A 20512-nucleotide genomic window follows, 5' to 3' on the forward strand; every position below is an offset into this window, starting at 1 on the left:
ACCTTTGGTCGGTTGAATTCAACCGTTTATCGATATTACTATTAAAATCAATACATTTGATAGAATATCGCATGATAATTCGAACGGAACAAGGTTAACTGGAGGCACAATTAGCAAACAAGAATATCACTATGAAAGACTTCAGATACACGCACTTTCGCAGCTACATCATACCCGTACTGCTATTCCTCAGCACAATAATGACCTTAGGTGCTTTCGCTCAGGATCTGCCCCTACTGACATATGACAATGAACAGGCTATTACTTTCAAGACCCAGGACAACCAACAAGTAGCAGCCTTTTCAGGGTTTGTCACCGTTCCGGAAAACCGTAACCGGGCTGGCAGCCGGGATATTCACATTCATTATGTACGCTTTCCTGCCACCACTAAAACACCTGGCAGCCCTATTATTTACCTCGCCGGGGGGCCCGGCGGTTCTGGCATCAAAACGGCTGAATACGCCAACTTTCGTTTTCCTTTGTTTATGGCCCTGCGTGAATTTGGGGATGTGATTGCACTGGATCAGCGTGGTACCGGTAAATCCGATGCTCTACCAGCATGCCAATCGAGCATTTCCACTCATTCGGCTAAGCAACAAACAGATGTGGAAGTGGCGCACTTGTACCAACGCGCTGCGCTTGAGTGTGCCACATTCTGGCAACAGCAGGGAATTGACATTAAAGGCTATACGACAGAGCAAAGTGCCCAAGATCTGAATGACCTGAGACGCCATCTAAAAGCTGACAAACTGACTTTATGGGGGATCAGTTATGGTACTCACCTGGCATTGGCCGCAACCAAAACCATGCCTAACAATCTGGATAAGTTGGTCCTCGCCAGTGTCGAGGGGCTCAATCAGACAGTTAAACTCCCAGCTCAGACAGACGCTTACTTTGCCCGCGTTCAGAGTGCTATTAACACGCAATCAAAAGCCAAAGCTCTCTACCCGGATGTTGCCGGGCTGATCCGAAGAGTCCACAAGCGCCTTGAAACGGCACCAATAACCTTACATATTTCTGATAATAAAGGAAAGAAAACAGATTTTCTGTTTCAGCGCTGGCATATGCAGCGTCTGGCATCTGGGATGATAGCCGATCCACATCGAGGCCTGAAACGCCTGCTGGCACTTTACCGGGCTTTGGATATGGGGATCATTGAGCCACTTCAGCACATCGCAAACAGAGGTTATTTTAGCGAAGCGCAAATCAGCTTCAGACTGATGCCATTGGCCATGGACATCGCATCTGGGATTACACAACAACGGCTGGAACAAGTGAATCACCAAAGCAGTTCAGCTTTGCTTGGACCGTATCTAAACTTTCCAATGCCACAACTTCAGGGCGTGATCGACAAACTTGACCTAGGTGATGAATTTAGAGCCCCTCCAGTATCTGATGTACCAACATTATTGCTCTCAGGTTCACTAGATGGGCGCACTTACCCGCAAAGCCAGCGAGAGGCTGTAAAACACTTCAGTCGCGTTACGCAGGTAATTATAAGAAACGCAGGTCACAATTTGTTTATGCGTTCACCAGAGGTCACGCAAACCATCCGCCGGTTTCTGGCTGGCGAGTCTGTGAATGAACAAAAGATTAGTGTGCCGCTACCGGATTTACTGATTAAACGCTAAACATTAGTTTACTTTTGGAAGGCCATTTTAATCTGCAGTTCAATGCAGCTACTTTAATAAGCCAGCACCTCAGCGTCGCAATAAGGCGCTGAGGCTAGCAAGTGCTGGCTATCAATCCCGACATGCACCGCCTGTACAACCCCAGTTAGGTTCACTGGCAACGCACTGTCTGTAGTTAGTAATTTCAATATGCTTACCACCTGCCACCTGAGGTGTTTGATTAGCAGGTAAACGGTTATTGCCAGTAAGGTTTTTCAGTTTATTTATTTTAACTTTCATTTTTTGTTTCCTTGTTTATTTAATCGCCACATTTACGTTAGTCCTTGAACCCTAGAAACACAACAAATTAAATCAACCAAAATGCAACAAAATTTATACACTGAAATATCTACCTGCTGGCACGTGCCGTTTTTTTATATTCACCCGGTGTCATTCCTGTATGTGCTTTAAATGCCTTATAAAAAGACGAGCGCGCATTAAAGCCGACCGCCATAGCAATGTCCAGTACAGTCTTATCATCAGCCAGCAGCAGCTTAATCGCTGCGTCAATCCGTGCCTTATTGATATAGTCAAAAAACGATTGTCCCACGGTCTGATTCAGGGTTTGAGACACATAATTGGCTGATACTCCGATAGACTCAGCCAGTCTGTATAGAGTCAGATCGGGATCCAGGTAAAGTTGCTCAGCCACCACCGCGCGATGGATCTTCTGTGCAATGCGTTTTGACTGCTCATCGCTCAGCGCTGAGTGCTGGTATTTAACTTCGCTACGCTCCTTAGTCACAACACGATGCTCATCGCCTGTCACATCAAGCTGCTCGGTGAAACCATAGATTTTGTCAAAACCTGGTTTTTGTCGTAATGACCAAAACAGCACAAACCAAATGCTAATAGCGCTCAGGACTGCTATACCCCCTTCACGCAGTAACGTGGGTTGCGCACTTAAATCCTGAAAGAGTGTCAGTGCCAGCCAACACCAGGTAAATAACATCAGTATTAGTACCACAACTAACCAGTTCAGTTCGCGCTCCTGGGTGTTTGAAAATACCGCTTGCAACTTACGCCTGTAGTTCATCACCTTGCGCCAGGCCTGTAGCACATAAAGCAAACTTTGCACCGGCCAAAACAGCATCAAGATAATGATCAGCAAGACTGTAAAACGTGCGTCAGCCGTTAGCTCGACGTTATCCTCTGCAAAGAAAATGGCAAATAACTCGGATTCAGGCAATTGCATCAGACTCGCTGACAGCACACATGAAACGCTGGCAGGGATAAAATGCCACATACTAGCGCGATTAAATTGCCAGGGGACGGGTGATGTTAAAGCTTGCGTGTATAAATAAAAGCAAGGAAACAGCAGCAACCAGGCAGGAACGATAGCTGCGATATAGATATATTGGGCTGACGGATAGTGTGTAAAGACAAACGGACCCGACAAAATAACAAACAGCGAAAAAAGAAACAGTACCAGCGCCCGATAACAATGCCAGCGCCTCGCCCTGCCAGTTAACACAGTTAAAGCCAGTCCAACAGCACCGAGTAAAAAGGTGTACACAAACGCTAATTCAGCCTCAAACAAAACCACTCAACCCTATGAATTAAATACTTATAATTATTATTCATGTCCTAACCTTTAGTATCGGACGACAGTCTTTGACTAGTCAGTATAAAGTGCAACTCAACCACATCGCAATATACAGGATCATAAGATGGAACAGATTACATTCACCATGCTAGCGCACATAATCACTGGGAGCGTTGCCATTGCCGCTGGTGCAACCGCTATCGCCGTGGCAAAAGGAAAGTCATTACATGCTTTAGCAGGTACCTGGTTTGTCTACACTATGTTGATAATGGCTGTCAGCGGCGCAGTGATCGCGATATTACAGCCTATGATCATCACCGCCATCGCAGGCATCTTTACAACCTATCTGGTTCTGTCAGCGTGGCTGGCTGTCAAATCTCCACCTAATACACAAGGAAAGTTTGACTACACATTTCCTGTGTGCTCGCTGCTGATTGTAATTGCCTGTGTTTACTTCAGCAATCACGCGGGCACCAGCCAGGCTGAAATAAAACATGGTATAAGTGCCTATGATTACTACTTTTTTGCGGTACTCGCTGCATTGTCTTTTGTTGGCGACGTGCGCTTGGTCTATGCACAAGGGCTTGCCTCCACACCGCGATTGATGCGTCATTTATGGAGAATGTGCTTTGCCTTGTTTATATCGGTCGGCTCATTTGTGTCACAAGGTGCCGCCAAGATGCTACCACAGTCTTTTGTCGACTCAGGTATGTTAGAGCTACCGGGCCTGCTCATCTTACTTGTGATTATTTATTGGCGCTTAAAGCTCAGCTTTGGCAATAAGATACGTCGGTGGCGCGCCAATCGCGCTGCTCAATCTTCCTCGTGAAGCATATGCTGTTGGCATAGTGCAGTCGCCGTTGTGCTTTGCCGACAGTGCTGCGTGATAACCTGGTTCTCTGCTTTTCTTATTAACTCTGCCAGTTCACCGCTTTGCTTCATGCCGCGTAATACGGCATCCACTTCTTCGACCCAATGTTGCTGATCCTTATGGATATAGTGGTAGAGCGCGAGCTCACGAAAACTGCGCTGGTGAGGTATTACATTTTCAATCCCCGCCTGCGCCAGCATCACCAAACCATCAATACGATTGGTCAGCGCAACGTCGGCCAACCCCTTAGATACCAAGTTAAGCGCCTGGATGGTGGTATCAGTGTCCTCAACTCGGGGCATCCCCTCGGTGATGTTATTGGTGTGTTTTACACCACGTACTTTTGCAATTCGGTACTGCCTTAAGTCTTGTTCACTTTGGATGTTAACTTTGCCATCATTGCGAATAAATGCCATCGTCTCTAACATATAATACGGCGTAGGAACACGGATAGTGTGAGGGTTTTCGTTACCATAGCTAAAAATGCGCATGATTTCACCATGTCTTTTTCCGCTGCGTACCAGCTGCTGTGCACGCTTTCCCGGATAAGGTGTAATGACAATTGACACATTAAGCTTTTGATAGATTTCCGGTAAAACCAGACGGCCCACTTCCTGCTCAATCAAATAATTGATTGACACAAAGTGCAAGGGCCCGGCAAACGCGTTGTTGCACAACAACAGCAACAATAACAGAGACTTATTCATCCACCTACCGAGCTTTTAAGGTTATGTTTATTCGATTATTTTAGTACCACTAAGGCAAATATCAATGGTTGGTCGTACAAGTTTCCGAATTCCCCTTATTGCAATAATGAAAATCCAAAAAATAGTGAGATTGAGCAGGTTCCCTGCCCTGCGTAATAAATTGATGTAAAAGCTCAGCACCGAGACGCCCCATTTCAAAGGGTTTTTGTCCAATGTTCGTCACTGATAACCCTCTTTGCAGCGCCTTCAGCTGACTATTTTCAGTATCAGCAGAAATAATTACCCGCTTCCCATCAGCAATAAGAGATTTGAACTGTGCCATGCGAGTGATGTAATCAGGGTTAAACTGCGCAAACCCGGCAACAGCAAGAAAAATAGGGGGATCGGGATATTTCATCATAGTAACAAGCTGATCCAATGCATCAGCCCGTCTGCCAAACGTAAACAACGGACAGCGATAGTGTTCAACCCACCCATTTTCACCCGACAGTCTTTTCGTGCTTTGACCGGACAATGCATAGCGCACCCCCGCAATGCGTTGGTTCAGGTTTGGTGTCGTCTGGTGTCCTGATTGCAGACATATATACTGCTGTGGTTCGACTTTAAAACGCTTTGCTTCTTCACCCAGCGCTTTACCGAAGTCAAAATTATTGGTACCTACATACGCGAGTCGGTAGGCTGCATGCTCCGAAAGCAGATCGGAGTCAAAAGTGATAACGGGGATGGCATGTTTTGCTGCCAATTTGAGTGCGCCATCGACAAGGAATTGAGAATCCGTGGTTGAAATAAGTAATCCGTCAATGCCCTTTCGGATCAGCTCTTTGACGATCAACACTTGCGTTCTGACGTCCTGATAATCATCCGCACCATCGTAAATGCAATGCACATTTGGGTGGTCCCGGGCAAAGCGCTGGCAGCCTTTATGAGATTGCTGATAAAAGCTGTCATTTTTAGTCTTGCCCACAACGGCGATATTGACAGGCTCCTGCACTTCGGTGGCAGCATAGACCAGACCTTGCCAGCACAACAAGATAATCAACAGAAGTGAAAACGGAGCAATCCGGATGAGCATGCCAATGCCTGGTGCAGTAACTAACGACCTGTTAATAGTTTAACCAAATCGCTCTAAAAAACAACAACCTTTGGAATCCAGCCAGCTCCTGAGCGGGTGATAAATCAGAGTAAGATCTGAGTATCAAAGGCCCGCTTTTATCTCTGACATGGTGTTACTTGCAGCTGAATGCTAACGTGATTTGATAAGGTTCGCCCATTGAATCTTCTGCAATACCACCGCCAATGCTCATAGCTGCACCCACATCATCAACGGCATTTTCACCCAAAATCCACATCGCCGTGCCGGCTGCTTCCACTGCTGTTGCGATATTACGCTTTTGCAAATATTCCTGCTCAGGCATTGACCCCATGTAGGTAATATCCTCATTTTGTATATAAGCGTGACCACGCTCTTGCTCATCGCAATAATGGTTTGCCTGTTCCAGTGCTTCCTTACCTGCCACCTCTCTGGTTTCTGCGGTCAAGTTCACATAGTGCTTACCATCCGCAGAAGGACGGACGTTATTGTGATGCGCGCAGCCGCTTGCGAATACGGCGACCAAAGAGAATGCGATCCAGTTTTTCATAATCTTTACCCTGACTGTGTTTATTTTATTCGGGTAAAGTGTATAAAGTCTTTGCGTACCTTTCAGTGAGAGAGTGTTTGAAAGTGTTAAACCAGCACAATACCATGATTGTCAGCCAACACCTGACATTGCTGGCCTGACTTAAATCGTTCAACCAAAATCGGATCATACAGCAAGGTATCGCTCATTGATTGTCCACCGTATTGATAGGTCACCAGTATATGCGCCTGATGGCAAATCAGCGGATTAAGCAATCGTTTATCATTGACAACCACCAGCTCAATGATTGGACACATACGACAACGTTGTTTATTCCTCCTTGTAAATTTCCACACCTCAGCTTAGCTCCAGCACCAGTTTCGCGGCCAGCAAATCACTGAGCGCTGTACCAACTGACTTAAACAGCGTAATTTCACTGTCATTAAACCTCAGAAAACAGTTTTTCCGAGCCATGTCGGCCAGCTCTCCTGCTACCTGATCTGCACTAAACACCCCTTCCGCAATTGGGATAAGCAACTCACCAGCCTCATTCAGAACATTGGTTTTACTGTCAACATATACCCGGCTGGCAAGCAATGTCGCGGTATCAATCTCTCGTGCATCTTTATGATGATTACCAATCAGATCTATATGCGTCCCCGGACTCAACCAACGCCCGTCAAACAGCGGAGTGTGACAGCCCGTCGCAGTACAAATTACATCTGCTGAACCTATTAGCCCAGCATTACTCTGGCCGAGCACAAAGTTAACCTCAGGAAAGGCCTGTGTCAGAGTCGCTTTCAGAGTTGCTCCTTTGTCCGGGTTACGGGCAACCAGCGTCACTTTCTCGTAATTTCTCACCGCCAGATGGGCACGCACCATATAAGGAGCCAGATTCCCAGCACCAAACATCACCAGGTGCCTGGCGTTTTGTCTGGCCAAATAAGACGCCGCAAGTGCAGAAACAGCAGCCGTGCGCCATAACGTCACCTGAGTGCCATCCACCAGCGCCAAAGGTTCACCATGCTCACGACCAAACAGCATTATTTTTGAATACAAACTGGCTTTGCCATGTGCTTCATTACCCGGGAAGTAGGTAAAAGCCTTAACACCTATCACTGCGTCATTCCATGCTGGCAACACAGCAAATGCGTCATGATTAGTGGCCTGAGCGTCCAGCTCGAAGACGCTGCGCCTGGGCATAGTATGCGTACTAGCAAACCCCCGCTGCAGCGCAGCAATCAAAGTGGGAAAACTCAGCGCCTGTTGCACCTGCGCTCGCTCTATCATTTTCATAGTGCTTCCTTTATAACTCAAAATCTTGTGGGGCATGCGTCAACAACTCATAGCCAGAGTGCGTGATCACAATATCTTCTTCCAGTCGTACGCCACCAACGTCCGGAATATAAATCCCGGGCTCAATGGTGATCACATTGCCTGGTTCCAGGCGGTAATCAACACCCGGTTTGATGAAGGGCTGTTCATGCAGAAAAAGTCCGAGACCATGTCCCAGCCCTTCTCCTGCATACTGAGCAAAATCACTGTTCATCATGACCGCATGCGCAGCCGCATTGAGAGCCTGACAATCTTCACCTGCACATGCTCTAGCCAATGCTGCCTGCTGGGCACTTTGCACCGTATCAAATATGCTGCGTTGCTCCGCGCTTGGTTTACCGTAAACATACGTGCGTGTCATATCAGAACGATAGCCGCCAACAACAGCCCCAAAATCTATCAGGATCAAATCACCATGTTGAAGCTTCTGTGTCGAGGGGTTGCCATGAGGCAAAGCGCTGCGAGGGCCAAATAAGAGAATAGTGTCAAAAGAAACCCCCTCAGACCCCAATTTTTGCATACGATAATCCAGCTCCAGGGCCAAGTCGCGCTCACTGATCCCTTCTTTAACGAGTAGCAAGGTGTCCGCCAGTGCCTGATCAGCGATTTGAGCGGCCTGACGAATGTAGGAAATTTCCTGGTCAGTTTTCACTTGTCGTAATTGCTCAACAAAACCTGTGCAGGGTGTTAATACACGACCAGAAAGCTCGCGGCTAACCTCTTGCCACTGACCTACATCAATGTGTGCAGCATCAAATGCCAGCGCCTTAAGCTCTGCGGATAAGCGACTCAGGGACTGACCCAGGCTTTCAGTGTCTCTGTGTCTCAATATGACTTCGGCCTGCTGCGCTTCAGCCTGCGCACGCTCATAGTAGCGGTAATCTGTGATCAGCTGGCATTGCTCATGGCTGATCAACAACGTTGCTGCATGCCCGCTAAACCCGCACAAGTAACGGATATTTTCGTAGCCGAATACCACCATGCCCTGGTGCCCGGATGACTTCAGCAAATTGCGTATTTGAGTTTGTCGTTGTAGATACTGATTCATCGTAGAATAAACCCTTGTTGAATTGGATCGCCGGGATCCAGCCAAAATGTATGTTCCGCGGTGACATACGCCTCGCCTGTTACTTTTGGTCGCACCGCATCCCGATCACCATACTGACAAACCGCATCGATACTGACATCAAATCCGGATGCCAGGATCCCTTCAATATGGATAGTCTCGTCCCTGCCAAGCGCTCCCCGCGCAGCCAGCAATGCGGCTCTGCCGCTTACACCTGTGCCTGTGGGGCTGCGATCCAGCGAGCCATCGGCAAAAATGCACACATGACGGCTATGGCAATGCGCTCCGCTCACCTGTGAATTGGAATAGAACACAACGCCATATAAGAAACCCAACGACACGTCTTCAGGGTGTTCAAGTTGAACCTTGCCTGCTAATGCGCGTTTTATTTTCCTGCCCAGACAAATGATCTCTTCGCTATTTTGCAGGCTCAGAGCCAGATCGAGTTGATCGGCGTCGACATACGCATAATACGCACCACCAAATGCAATATCACAGTACACAGTGCGCATTCCGGCCAGTGTTACCGGCACATTCAGCTGACAAACGAAAGACGAGACGTTGTAAAATCCCACCTGTTTTTTGTCACCAGAATAAAACGCGCAGATCTGCCCCGCAGGCGTATCCATCTTCAACTGTTGCTCACCCATTGCCTCTGAGCTCTGGGTTCTTACCAGCTCAGTCAGTGCAATCACCGCATGACCACACATGGTGGAATACCCCTCATTGTGCATAAACAAGACACCAAAGGCGCTGTCTGTACGCTGCGGTTCAGTCAGCAACGCACCATACATATCTGCATGTCCGCGTGGCTCAAACATCAGCATTTTGCGCATGTCTTCATAGTGCGTCAGGCAATACAAGCGTTTGTCGACCATGTTATTCCCTTTCGGCTCAGGCAAACCTGAGGTAATAATACGCAGCGGTTCGCCAGCCGTGTGCATATCCAATGCTGTTACTCGTGTCCAGTGTTGTGGCATCTGACACCGTCTAAAATCTAGTTTCATCACTTCTCCATAAAGAAAAGCCGGGCACGAAGCCCGACTGACCAGGGAAACAAACGATCAAAAAGTAAAACGAGCAACCAGGGAAATGTAGCGCTCCTCCTGACGGCGGGTCACCAGACCATAATCTGGATTGAGTTCCAGTTCCTGACCTTCTACTGAGCTATTTCGTGTTCTCGTTTCAGTGATGTCCAACGCAGCATCGTTATTCAGCAGGTTGTATACTGTGGCTTTGAGCATCAAATCATGACCTGAAATTTCAGTGTTGTAAGTCATGGATAAATCGATGTTGGTCAACCAAGGTAAGGTGTCAATGCTGCCTCGCGGCGCCGCGTTGCCGTTCTCATCATAATGACTAACATGACCGTAATCACGGCTCACACACGCATCCCAGGGGCTGCCGTTCTTACAGCTATCAACATTTCGGGGATGCAGGGATAAATAATTGGTCGGGCGACCTGAAATGGCACGAGCAACCATACCCAGTGTCAACTCGTCAGTCAGTTCATACGCACCGGCAAATTTAAACGCATGGCGGTGATCATTAGGCAAATTGCCGTAACCATTATCCATTAAATCGGCATAATCATAAGACGTTGTCCAACCTGGATCCGCCTGGTTATTGTCGGTTTTGACCAATCCCTCGGTGTTCCCATAGCTATGTGACCAGGTATAAGATGAGTTGATCCTCAAACGATCTGTGATGCTACCTTCAAGCGTAAACTCCAGCGCCAGATACTTACGCTTAGCTTGTTGTAACGCCAGCTCCTCTGCGCTCAGGCTAATTTCATCAACCTGGCCATCGCCGTCAAAGTCGTAACTCATGGTAATGGCTTCGCCCGGGTTATTCAGCACATAGTAGGAACTTTGCCCAACATTGTCTGTAATTCCCATTTCAGCCAACTTTTTAGCTAGCACCGGACCCACATCAGTATCTTCTACGCTACGTCCCAAATCCCTATAGATTGCACGAATACCAAGCGCCATATCGCCGAACACTTCTTGCTGGTAGCCCAAAGTGAATTCATCTGAGTACATGGGCTTTAGGCTTGATGATGCAATCAATCCGGGTTCCGTAATACCGCGTTGACGCCAGTAACGATCACGCAACTGTGCACCTCGGCTTGGAGAGCCATCTGCCCCCAGTACAGGTTGCCCATTGGCATCCACTTCGTCCAATGCATAATACTCAAACCATTCAATGGAAGAAGACCCCTGTGTTACGTTCATATTGACCGAGACGGGCTGAAAATAACGACCATAAGTTGCAAAGATTTTTGCGCTACCATCACCATGTAAGTCATAAATAGCCTGCAACCGGGGTGCAAACTGATCTTTCATATCAACGAAAGCACGCCCATCGGAGACCGTGTTTTCAAATTCGCTGTATCTGAAGCCCAAATTCAGTACCAGATTATCCGTCGCCTGCCAGCTATCATTTACATAGAATGCCAATGCAGTTGAATCAGAATCCACTTCTCTGGTGCGCACCCGGCGCTCAATGTAATCCGTGCCTTGTGGCGCACCAGAAATATCGTCTTCTGACGCGGTTAAGATAGTCCACCACCCCTGTGCCTCACCTAAGCCATTTTGACCTTCATAATAGTCAACCGTAATCTTGCTGTAATCCAGACCAAATGACACAGAGTGCATTTCAAGATCCCAGGTAAAGTCAAGTTTAAACTGGTCGCGCACAAACTCTTCTTCTGTGACACTGCTCGCGGTATGAGACGACACCGTGACAAAGCCATCGCGCTCATCCCACACACCAGGCTCTGTGGATGCCACTACATTTTCGACATTTTCCGATACCCGACCCAATACCGCAGAGACTGAGAAAAAGTCATTGATATAACCGTTGTAATTAAGACTGTATACTTTGCCGCCGTCTTCGCCGGGGGCAGCAACACCACGTTGCTCTCCTATTACATTGGTTTCCCAGTCATATCCATAGGATGTGGTATCCCAAGTCCGTTTGTTGTTCATCGCTGAAAAGCCCACAGAGTGGTCTTCACTGATAAACCAATCTAACTTAGCAAACCAGCGATCTTCTTCTCGGTCACGGTCGCTGTAGACTGTTTGTCTTGCCCAGGTATGGTTTTCTCTGCGTGGCGCAAGTAATCCATAAAAGAACAACGAGTCTTCAATCAACGCGCCGCTGGTCCACACCTGAATTTCCTTAAAGGATTCGTCTGACTGCTGGGTATTGGTGTCATAACCCACAACACCATTACTCTGGTAAATAGAGTCATGCTGATCTCGCAGACTATTCGGGTCATAGCGCATTTCGACACCCAATTTGAAATCGTTATCACCGGATTTAGAAACTGCATTCACAATCCCACCGAGTGCGCCTCCAAATTCAGGGCTGACACCCCCTGTTTTAACCTGAGTTTGCGCAATTGCTTCCCAGGGCAAACGAATAGACCCCAAACCGGTGCGAATACTGGTGACATTCAAACCATTAAAATAATAGCCATTTTCAGCAGACGAAGAGCCGCCAAAGCTAGATGCACCTTTAAAGTCTGAACCTCCGGGTTCTGCAGTGCCAGGAGCCAGCATTGCAATACTTTCAAAACCAGTATTAACGGGCATGGCTTTGATTTCTTCATCTGTGTAAGTGACACCCGCGGTTGATGAAGCCATATCAACCCGACGAATGGCGGTACCCGACACAGCGATACGCTCAATATCTGTGGCACCCACACGATAAAGTTGTGCATCCAATAGCACTGACTGACCGATGTTTACCTGAACCAGCTCTTCCATGACCGACTCAAAGCCATCTTTGCTAATCGTTACCTGATACTGACCAACAGGCAGGTTACGCAGAATATATTCGCCCTGAGCGTTGGTTGTTGTGCTGAAGGTCAATCCCTTCGCTTTATGTGTAAACACCAGTTCGACTTCGTTAAGCTCACTGCCCTGCCCACTGACAATATTACCTCTAACCAGACTATTTCCGTCCGCTGCATGCACAGGCACCGCGCTCCCTAACGCGAGCGCTATAGCACTCGCAGCCAGAGTATGACGGATCGCCTGCGTATTCTTTTTATTGTTACGCATTTCTAATTCCTGTTGAGTTCCCATTGATGATTTGTCTGTATCAGACCTATTCACCCTACAATGAATTTATATTGTATACAATATTTTTTATTCATTTATTGTACTATCAGCAATGAAAGTAACGATCAAAAGCAAAGAAGTAATACGATGGAGTAGCCGGAATTAAAAAACAGAAGTGAAATTAGGATTAACCTATTCAGGCTGAATGAAGGGATAAAAAAAGGTGGCTGCGCCACCTTTTCTTTAACTTTGTGATGCCACCCAGCGGTCAACATCATCTTCTACAATGGCCAGTGGCCTTGCGCCCTTAAGCAAAATGACATCATGGAAGGCTTTGACATCAAACTTATCACCCAGCGCCTTGCGTGCTTTATCACGCAATTCAACGAGTTTGATCATACCCAGTTTGTAACCAAGCGCCTGTCCTGGCCAAGCAATATAGCGGTCAATGGCCGATGTTACATCGCTCATTGCCGAGCCCGTTGCCTCTGCAAAGTACTCTATCGCCTGCTGACGCGTCCACTTTTTATAGTGCAGACCCGTATCAACCACCAGGCGCGCAGCGCGATAGGCTTCGGCCTGCAAGCGACCCAGGTCACCGAACGGATCGCCTTCATACATGCCCATTTCATACGCGACGAGTTCAGAATACAGAGCCCAGCCCTCGATATAACCATTAAATGAAGCGTTCTGACGCATCAGACCTATGTCTGTTTGCAGCATGTTCAGGGCAATCTGGAAGTGGTGACCAGGTACCGCCTCGTGATAGGTCAGCGTTTTCATACCAAAGCTGGGCACTGCCTTCATATCTTTGAGGTTGATGGCAAACACCCCCGGACGGCTGCCATCCAAAGAAGGGGCGCTGTAGTAGCCACCTGGTGCACCGGCTTCAACTTCTTTGGGTATACGACGCACCTCGACTTCTTGGGGTGGTAACGTCGAGAAATACTGCGGCGCTTTTTTATTGATGGTCTCAATTTCACCGCGTAAAAAGGTTAACAAGGCTTCTCTGCCTGCATCACTGTCTTCGTACAGAAAGCGAGGCTCATCGTTGAGCTGCTTCATACGATCACCCACGGAACCTGTCGTATAGCCATTTTCGCGCAGGATCTGATCCATCCGCTCTGTGATCCGTTTTACTTCGGCAAGACCAATATCATGGATCTGCTGCGCGCTGAGGTCTGAGTCAGCCAGATACGTAATTTCATGCTGGTAGAAAGCTTCACCACCAGGTTGAGCCCAAATCCCGACTTTCTCAGGTGCTTTTTCTTGCAGTACTTCCAGATCAGCAATCACACGGCGATAAGCAGGATAAATCTGCTCATTTACCAGCGCAGTCGCCTTTGTGACAAGCTGAGTACGTTGCTCGGCAGACACCGATGTCAGCACTGACAATTTCTGCTCGAACGAAGTGACCAGCGGGTGCTTATCACTTGCATGCGCGATAAAGTTATTCAGATAACCAAAGGTATTCGGAAACAATACTTTGGGTAGAATAATGCCCTTTTCAGCATCACCTGCTAACTTGCCTCGAACCTGCTCTGTAAGTGTTGCAAACGCTTCTAGCCTGCTTAGGTAGTTTTGTGCATCCTGCAGGTTTTCAACGCTGTGTTGATCTTTAAGTAGGTTAGGAATATCCACCAGAGGTCCGGAAAGCTGGTTAACGATATAAGGTAGATGCCCGCCCCAAGTGTCGATATAACCACCACTAAATTGTGCGTCACCAGCATAGTAACGCGCCAGTACTTCGTTCACACGCAGGTGCAGGCGATCATCTTCGCTCATTTTGTGTGATTGTAGTTGCTTTAATTTTTCCGCGGCGTTATTCATATCGATTTGCAGTGCCTGCATACCAGATGCTGAATAGTCAGGTAACCTGTCGGCGTAACTACCGTATTGCTCTGCGGGCAACTTTAACGAAGTGGCCAGTGCAGGCTGATGATTAATAAAAGTTTGCGTATATGCATTAACTTGCTTGTCGATATCGGTACGTGACAATGATGCAGCAGTAGAGGCCGCAGCATCAGTCTGATTGACCCGGCTATCCTGAGCACAACCCGACAAAGCGATCGCTACGGCGAGCGTGAGCGCGTTCAACTTATTCATTTACAGAGCTCCAGTTTTTATTCTGCGTGTAGTGTTATGATGCTGGTATACCATATTTGTCTACAATATACAGCCGCTTGAGACCAGAGTTTAAAGCTCTCACTTATTTTCAACCACTTAGCCATTTTGTTTATTCAAGATGTAGCGCTTCACCGCCTGGTTATGCTCTTTTAATGACTTTGAGAAATAGTGACTGCCATCACCTTTGGACACAAAGTAAAGATAGTCGGTCTGTGCGGGCTGAGTTGCCGCTTTAATGGCATCAAATGACGGCATTGCGATAGGCGTTGGAGGTAAGCCTTTAATTCTGTATGTATTATATGGCGTATATTCACGTAAGTGACGACGCTTAATATCTCCGTCAAAGCTATCTCCCAGGCCATATATCACTGTTGGATCAGTTTGCAATCGCATTTTACGGTTCAATCGGTTTACAAAAACAGACGCAATCACTGGTCGCTCCTGTGCTTTACCCGTTTCTTTCTCAATAATGGACGCCAGGATCAATGCTTCATAGGCAGAATTGATAGGCAGATCCTGCGCTCGTTGTTGCCAGGCCAAGGTCAGCTGTGTTTGCATACGTTCACTGGCGTGTTTGAGCAAAGTAGATGCTTTATTGTAGGCATGATAATGATAGGTTTCGGGATACAGCCAGCCTTCCGGGTGAAAATCTGCGGCACCAAAAACCTCCTCTATCTCACCCCAAAAGTGCCGGGCCAGATCCGTTTCGTTCAAGTCAAAATCGATAAATGGTGCTGCTTTGAGATTTGCCAATACCTGCTTAAAGGTTTGCCCTTCTATGATTGTAAACATAAAGTCGGCCTGTGCGCCTGTGGTTAACTTTGACAGCGCGTCAAGCACACTCAGGCCTTGTAATTCGTAGACACCAGCCTTAACGTTAACCCGCTCAGGAAACATTTTCCCATACACTTGATAAGGCAGACAGCGCTCAATCCAGTGCGCTTGTTGCCAACGCTGGCAAATTGCCACAAAGGTGTCACCCCGTTTAACCTCAAAATAGCGCGTATTACTCAACAGGGGCGCATTGCTAAGCTGCGATATATACTGTGTGGCTGCCAGCATAAGAACAACCGACCCAAGCAAAAAAAATAATATCAGTTTTTTCATCATGCTTTAACAACAAGCTCCGAGGCCAATGCTTGTGCTTTACTCAGACTAAATTGCAGGTGATCTATCTGACGCACTGGCACAAGGCCCATCAGGCTGTTACATAGATAAACGGCATCAGCGGCATAGACAAAAGCTAAGTCCATCGAGGCCGTTTCTATGGGGTTGTACATTTGCAGGCTCGAGAGAAAAACGCCCTGTATACCACAATGAGACAAGTCCGGGGTATACCAGCGTTTATCTTTACAGATCAGAATATTAGCGGCAGAGCTTTCAATCACTTCGCCCTGAAGATCCATGACCAGAACATCATCAGCTTGTTTGGTGGCGGCATTTTGTTTAATCAGCACCTGCTCAAGGCGATTCAGCGTTTTTAATCCGGCTAACAGAGGTTGGTGGCCCAGACGCACATCAGATAGGGCAAGACTCACACCCTTTTCACGCCAGTTTTCATAATGGGCTGGATAAGCCGATGAAGATAATAAAGTAGTTAACTGCGGCTCATCGGGTAATCCATAGCCTCTGCCGCCCTCACCTCGGGTGATCACTACCTTAAGCACACCATCATTTATCTCCCTGGCAGCGATTTCACAATGTTCTGACAACGTATTCAGGTCAAGCACAGGAAAGTACAGTGCACTTGCACATTGCTTAAGGCGCTGTAAGTGTCCTTCCCACCTATCCAGCTTGCCTTCACACACTCGGACTGTTGTAAAAAAGCCATCACCATAATTCAATCCCCGATCCCGGCTGTTTACCTGCTGCATTACGCTTTACCACCTCTGCAATATTAGCCTAACTTTATCATATTCATGGCTGAGACAGCGTCAAAAAGGCATAAAAAAACCCGGCACTGCCGGGCTTTTATGATTGATCAACTATCAGACTTTCTTGAATAGCAAAGAGCCATTTGTTCCGCCGAACCCAAATGAGTTACATAGCGCATAGTCCAACTTAGCATCACGTGCTGTATGTGGCACATAATCTAAGTCACACCCTTCGTCTGGATTATCCAGGTTGATAGTCGGTGTCACTTTTTGGTGCTGTAGTGACAAAATACTAATAATAGACTCAACAGAGCCTGCAGCCCCCAATAAGTGGCCCATCATTGATTTAGACGAGCTTACCATCACCTCTTTTGCAGCATCACCGAAAACAGACTTAACCGCTGAGGTTTCTGCTTTGTCACCCGCCGATGTAGACGTGCCATGAGCATTGATGTAGCCAACTTGCTGGGCATTGACACCCGCATCTTGTAAGGCATTTTCCATCGCCAATGCAGCACCAGCACCGTCTTCAGGCGGCGATGTCATGTGGTATGCATCACCACTCATACCAAAACCAACAAGTTCAGCATAAATCTTAGCGCCACGCGCCTTAGCATGCTCATACTCTTCCAGTACAATCACACCTGCACCGTCAGCCAGCACAAAACCGTCACGATCTTTATCCCAAGGACGAGACGCAGCTTGAGGGTCATCATTACGTGTTGACAGGGCTCGGGCCGCACTAAAACCACCCATGCCAATTGGCGTTGATGCTTTCTCGGCACCACCGGCTACCATAGCATCTGCATCACCATAGGCAATCATGCGTGCCGCATGGCCAATATTATGCAAACCTGTAGTACATGCCGTAACGATAGAGATATTAGGACCTCTCAGACCATGCATAATCGACAAATGACCCGATATCATATTGATAATGGTCGAAGGTACGTAAAATGGAGACAGTTTTCGTGGACCACTGTTAAGCAACTTAACATGGTTTTCTTCAATCAGTGTCAGGCCCCCGATCCCAGAACCCACAGCAACACCAACACGATTGGCATTGTCTTCTGTGATTTCCAATCCGGAATCTTTAAGCGCCTGTACGCCCGCAGCAATGCCGTACTGAATGAACAAGTCCATTTTCTTGGCGTCTTTCTTTGACATGAATTGAGTCTCGTCAAAATCATTGACCAGACCCGCAAATTTAGTACCGAACTGAGTAGTGTCAAAGTGTGTGATATTGCGAATACCACTTCGGCCTTCTAACAAGCCCTGCCAGGTTGACTCAACGTCATTACCTAACGGCGTCAACATACCTAAGCCAGTTACTACGACTCGACGTTTAGCCACGGTTTCCTCCAAAAGGGATTTTCGAAATGATGGGGGGTACAAAGAATCAGGGCAGCGAACGCTGCCCTAATTTAAACCGTTAATTACTCAGCGTGAGCAGTAACGTAGTCGATCGCTGCCTGAACAGTAGTGATTTTCTCAGCTTCTTCGTCAGGGATCTCAGTATCGAACTCTTCTTCAAGAGCCATTACCAGCTCAACAGTGTCAAGAGAATCAGCACCCAGATCGTCTACGAAAGACGCTTCTGATTTTACTTCTTCTTCTTTAACACCTAGTTGCTCAACGATGATTTTTTTTACGCGTTCTTGGATGTCGCTCATTCTTCTTTCCTTTATTTAAACGCTATCGCGTTAATTTCAGATTGCGGCGTAGTTTACGGCGCATCATACTGTGATTCAAGGATTGACCATGACTTTTTTTTCTGGTCAAACCTGTTACTAAATATTTTTTACTTTTATCGCCTATTTTAATAGCAATTTCAAGTAAGATTGCCGCAAGATCACAAAAACTTCAATCTCGCTGACAATTGTTACACCATGTACATAGCGCCGTTTACGTGCAAAGTTTCACCAGAAACATAGGCTCCAGCATCTGATGCGAGGTAAACTGCCGCTGCTGCGATCTCTTCTGGCTTACCAAGACGTCCTGCCGGCACGTTCGCGAGCGTTGCCGCTTTTTGCTCGTCAGTTAGCTCATCAGTCATGTCAGTTTGGATAAAACCAGGTGCGATCACATTCACAGTAATACCGCGTGATGCAACTTCACGAGCCATCGACTTCGAGAACCCAATAACGCCCGCTTTGGCAGCAGCATAGTTTGTCTGACCAGCGTTACCCATAGTGCCAACTACTGAGCCAATATTGATGATACGACCTGATTTTTTCTTCATCATAGGACGCAAAACAGCCTTAGACAAACGGAAAATTGAGCTCAGGTTGGTATCAAGAATGTCATCCCATTCTTGCTCTTTCATGCGCATCAACAGGTTATCACGGGTAATACCAGCATTGTTTACCAGCACGTCTACATCACCTAGGTCTTGCTTAATCGCCAGCAGTGTTGCTTCAATTGAGTCTGCGTCGGTTACATTTAATTTGTACCCTTTACCATTGTCACCCAAATACTCAGAAATTTTATCTGCACCAGACTCACTAGTTGCAGTACCAGCTACTTTTGCACCTTGTGCTACCATCGCGTTAGCGATTGCTTTACCAATGCCTCGGCTTGCGCCCGTGACAAGTACAACTTTACCTGTCAAATCAAATAGGTTTGTCATATATAATTCCGTCATTTATTTTGCAGACGTGATTGCAGCCGCATCATTGACGGCGCTGCACGCTACAGATTTATCAATTCGCTTGGCCAGCCCAGTTAGTACTTTACCCGGACCAAATTCGTAAGCCTGTGTGATCCCCTCTTTCGCCAATTGCTGAACAGTTTCGGTCCAACGAACCGGGCTGTATAACTGACGAACAAGTGCATCTTTAATTGCTTCACCACTTTGCTGCTGCGCAACATCAACATTATTGATGACAGGGAAAACCGGCGCGGCGAATTCAATCTCTGCTAAATCTGCTGCCAGTTGCTGTGCCGCTGGCTTCATCAGTGCACAGTGAGAAGGTACACTCACAGCCAATGGTAAGGCGCGTTTAGCTCCGGCTTCTTTACAAGCTGCAGATGCTCGCTCAACCGCTTCTTTATGGCCTGCAATGACCACCTGACCCGGTGAATTGTAATTAACCGGAGCTACCACTTGCTGTTCAGCCTGCTCTTCACAGATTGTCGCAATGACATCATCGTCCAGGCCTATAATTGCCGCCATAGACCCTGTGCCCGCCGGCACTGCCTGTTGCATGTACAGGCCGCGTTTCTCTACCAACTTAACAGCCGTGGCCAGATCAAGCACACCTGCACATACCAACGCTGAATATTCACCCAGACTGTGGCCTGCCAATACCAGCTCAGCGTCGACCTGCTCAGTCTGCCATTGACGGAAAATCGCGACACTGGCAGTCAGCAATGCTGGCTGAGTGCGGTGTGTTTCGTTTAATTCGCTTTCAGGGCCATCTAATACCAATTTAACTAAGTCGTATCCCAGCGCAGCAGAAGCTTCTGCAAACGTATCCTGAACAACTTGGGAGGTTTCTAGTAATTCCGCCAGCATACCAACGCTCTGAGAGCCCTGGCCTGGGAATAGTAAAGCAATCTTTTGTGACATAGTGTGCTCTTTTGATTTCTATATCCTGCCGTTTCCTAAGCAACACTATTTGGATG

19 protein-coding genes are annotated in these 20512 nt (G+C 47.3%); 2 read left to right on the forward strand and 17 right to left on the reverse strand.

Going from position 1 to position 20512, the window contains the following annotated elements:
- Positions 1 to 131: 131 nt before the first annotated feature.
- Entirely contained in the window at positions 132 to 1631 is a 1500-nt protein-coding gene (locus tag CWC22_RS12780) for an alpha/beta hydrolase (protein WP_230090570.1), read from the forward strand.
- A 111-nt stretch (positions 1632 to 1742) separates the two neighbouring features.
- Here CWC22_RS12780 and CWC22_RS12785 read toward each other — a convergent pair whose 3' ends face one another.
- Positions 1743 to 1910 (reverse strand): hypothetical protein, encoded by a 168-nt coding sequence (locus tag CWC22_RS12785; protein WP_171045033.1) that lies wholly within the window; start codon positions 1908 to 1910, stop codon positions 1743 to 1745.
- A 109-nt stretch (positions 1911 to 2019) separates the two neighbouring features.
- Entirely contained in the window at positions 2020 to 3210 is a 1191-nt protein-coding gene (locus CWC22_RS12790) for a helix-turn-helix domain-containing protein (RefSeq protein WP_138537728.1), read from the reverse strand.
- A 130-nt stretch (positions 3211 to 3340) separates the two neighbouring features.
- Between CWC22_RS12790 and CWC22_RS12795 the strand changes: the two genes are divergently transcribed.
- On the forward strand, positions 3341 to 4045 hold the full coding sequence (locus tag CWC22_RS12795) for a hypothetical protein (RefSeq protein ID WP_138537727.1): 705 nt from the start codon (positions 3341 to 3343) through the stop codon (positions 4043 to 4045).
- Here the strand turns inward: CWC22_RS12795 and CWC22_RS12800 are convergent.
- The 15 genes from CWC22_RS12800 to fabD form a co-directional block, all read right to left on the reverse strand.
- Entirely contained in the window at positions 4030 to 4794 is a 765-nt protein-coding gene (locus CWC22_RS12800) for a substrate-binding periplasmic protein (protein ID WP_138537726.1), read from the reverse strand. The genes CWC22_RS12795 and CWC22_RS12800 overlap by 16 nt on opposite strands.
- 61 nt (positions 4795 to 4855) lie before the next feature.
- Positions 4856 to 5866 (reverse strand): substrate-binding domain-containing protein, encoded by a 1011-nt coding sequence (locus CWC22_RS12805; RefSeq protein ID WP_138537725.1) that lies wholly within the window; start codon positions 5864 to 5866, stop codon positions 4856 to 4858.
- A gap of 154 nt (positions 5867 to 6020) precedes the next feature.
- Positions 6021 to 6434, reverse strand: a complete 414-nt coding sequence (locus CWC22_RS12810) for a hypothetical protein (protein ID WP_138537724.1) — start codon at positions 6432 to 6434, stop codon at positions 6021 to 6023.
- Positions 6435 to 6520: 86 nt separating this feature from the next.
- The gene (locus CWC22_RS12815; RefSeq protein ID WP_125561846.1) at positions 6521 to 6730 is read right to left on the reverse strand and encodes a hypothetical protein; all 210 of its coding nucleotides are present in this window, start codon (positions 6728 to 6730) and stop codon (positions 6521 to 6523) included.
- Between the two features lie 40 nt (positions 6731 to 6770).
- A complete protein-coding gene (locus tag CWC22_RS12820; protein ID WP_138537723.1) occupies positions 6771 to 7709 on the reverse strand; it encodes an ornithine cyclodeaminase family protein in 939 nt (312 codons plus the stop codon).
- A gap of 10 nt (positions 7710 to 7719) precedes the next feature.
- Complete coding sequence (locus CWC22_RS12825; protein WP_138537722.1) at positions 7720 to 8796, reverse strand: M24 family metallopeptidase; 1077 nt, start codon at positions 8794 to 8796, stop codon at positions 7720 to 7722.
- Entirely contained in the window at positions 8793 to 9821 is a 1029-nt protein-coding gene (locus CWC22_RS12830; protein ID WP_138537721.1) for a proline racemase family protein, read from the reverse strand. The genes CWC22_RS12825 and CWC22_RS12830 overlap by 4 nt, the downstream gene beginning before the upstream one ends.
- 57 nt (positions 9822 to 9878) lie before the next feature.
- A complete protein-coding gene (locus CWC22_RS12835) occupies positions 9879 to 12884 on the reverse strand; it encodes a TonB-dependent receptor (RefSeq protein ID WP_138537720.1) in 3006 nt (1001 codons plus the stop codon).
- Positions 12885 to 13127: 243 nt separating this feature from the next.
- Positions 13128 to 14990 (reverse strand): DUF885 domain-containing protein, encoded by a 1863-nt coding sequence (locus CWC22_RS12840; protein WP_138537719.1) that lies wholly within the window; start codon positions 14988 to 14990, stop codon positions 13128 to 13130.
- Positions 14991 to 15107: 117 nt separating this feature from the next.
- The gene (mltG, locus tag CWC22_RS12845) at positions 15108 to 16118 is read right to left on the reverse strand and encodes an endolytic transglycosylase MltG (protein ID WP_138537804.1); all 1011 of its coding nucleotides are present in this window, start codon (positions 16116 to 16118) and stop codon (positions 15108 to 15110) included.
- Positions 16118 to 16885 carry an aminodeoxychorismate lyase gene (gene pabC / locus CWC22_RS12850; RefSeq protein ID WP_138537718.1) on the reverse strand — a complete coding sequence of 256 codons (768 nt, stop codon included), beginning with the start codon at positions 16883 to 16885 and terminating at the stop codon, positions 16118 to 16120. Before pabC ends, mltG begins: the two co-directional genes overlap by 1 nt.
- A gap of 114 nt (positions 16886 to 16999) precedes the next feature.
- Positions 17000 to 18238 carry a beta-ketoacyl-ACP synthase II gene (gene fabF, locus CWC22_RS12855; protein WP_138537717.1) on the reverse strand — a complete coding sequence of 413 codons (1239 nt, stop codon included), beginning with the start codon at positions 18236 to 18238 and terminating at the stop codon, positions 17000 to 17002.
- 83 nt (positions 18239 to 18321) lie between these two features.
- Complete coding sequence (gene acpP, locus CWC22_RS12860) at positions 18322 to 18558, reverse strand: acyl carrier protein (protein WP_010374019.1); 237 nt, start codon at positions 18556 to 18558, stop codon at positions 18322 to 18324.
- Between the two features lie 209 nt (positions 18559 to 18767).
- Complete coding sequence (gene fabG, locus CWC22_RS12865; protein ID WP_138537716.1) at positions 18768 to 19514, reverse strand: 3-oxoacyl-ACP reductase FabG; 747 nt, start codon at positions 19512 to 19514, stop codon at positions 18768 to 18770.
- Positions 19515 to 19529: 15 nt separating this feature from the next.
- A complete protein-coding gene (fabD, locus tag CWC22_RS12870) occupies positions 19530 to 20456 on the reverse strand; it encodes an ACP S-malonyltransferase (RefSeq protein ID WP_138537715.1) in 927 nt (308 codons plus the stop codon).
- Positions 20457 to 20512: the final 56 nt, after the last annotated feature.

This window comes from Pseudoalteromonas rubra, assembly GCF_005886805.2.
Lineage (GTDB): Bacteria > Pseudomonadota > Gammaproteobacteria > Enterobacterales > Alteromonadaceae > Pseudoalteromonas > Pseudoalteromonas rubra_D.

Excerpts from the sequence above, each read along its gene's own strand:
- CWC22_RS12815 (WP_125561846.1), bottom strand. The coding sequence starts at position 6,730 with ATGTGTCCAATCATTGAGCTGGTGGTTGTCAATGATAAACGATTGCTT.
- fabG (WP_138537716.1), bottom strand. The coding sequence starts at position 19,514 with ATGACAAACCTATTTGATTTGACAGGTAAAGTTGTACTTGTCACGGGC.
- CWC22_RS12825 (WP_138537722.1), bottom strand. The coding sequence starts at position 8,796 with ATGAATCAGTATCTACAACGACAAACTCAAATACGCAATTTGCTGAAG.
- fabD (WP_138537715.1), bottom strand. The coding sequence starts at position 20,456 with ATGTCACAAAAGATTGCTTTACTATTCCCAGGCCAGGGCTCTCAGAGC.
- CWC22_RS12830 (WP_138537721.1), bottom strand. The coding sequence starts at position 9,821 with ATGAAACTAGATTTTAGACGGTGTCAGATGCCACAACACTGGACACGA.
- acpP (WP_010374019.1), bottom strand. The coding sequence starts at position 18,558 with ATGAGCGACATCCAAGAACGCGTAAAAAAAATCATCGTTGAGCAACTA.
- CWC22_RS12780 (WP_230090570.1), top strand. The coding sequence starts at position 132 with ATGAAAGACTTCAGATACACGCACTTTCGCAGCTACATCATACCCGTA.
- CWC22_RS12820 (WP_138537723.1), bottom strand. The coding sequence starts at position 7,709 with ATGAAAATGATAGAGCGAGCGCAGGTGCAACAGGCGCTGAGTTTTCCC.
- mltG (WP_138537804.1), bottom strand. The coding sequence starts at position 16,118 with ATGAAAAAACTGATATTATTTTTTTTGCTTGGGTCGGTTGTTCTTATG.
- CWC22_RS12840 (WP_138537719.1), bottom strand. The coding sequence starts at position 14,990 with ATGAATAAGTTGAACGCGCTCACGCTCGCCGTAGCGATCGCTTTGTCG.
- CWC22_RS12810 (WP_138537724.1), bottom strand. The coding sequence starts at position 6,434 with ATGAAAAACTGGATCGCATTCTCTTTGGTCGCCGTATTCGCAAGCGGC.
- pabC (WP_138537718.1), bottom strand. The coding sequence starts at position 16,885 with ATGCAGCAGGTAAACAGCCGGGATCGGGGATTGAATTATGGTGATGGC.
- CWC22_RS12805 (WP_138537725.1), bottom strand. The coding sequence starts at position 5,866 with ATGCTCATCCGGATTGCTCCGTTTTCACTTCTGTTGATTATCTTGTTG.
- CWC22_RS12835 (WP_138537720.1), bottom strand. The coding sequence starts at position 12,884 with ATGCGTAACAATAAAAAGAATACGCAGGCGATCCGTCATACTCTGGCT.
- CWC22_RS12785 (WP_171045033.1), bottom strand. The coding sequence starts at position 1,910 with ATGAAAGTTAAAATAAATAAACTGAAAAACCTTACTGGCAATAACCGT.
- CWC22_RS12800 (WP_138537726.1), bottom strand. The coding sequence starts at position 4,794 with ATGAATAAGTCTCTGTTATTGTTGCTGTTGTTGTGCAACAACGCGTTT.
- CWC22_RS12795 (WP_138537727.1), top strand. The coding sequence starts at position 3,341 with ATGGAACAGATTACATTCACCATGCTAGCGCACATAATCACTGGGAGC.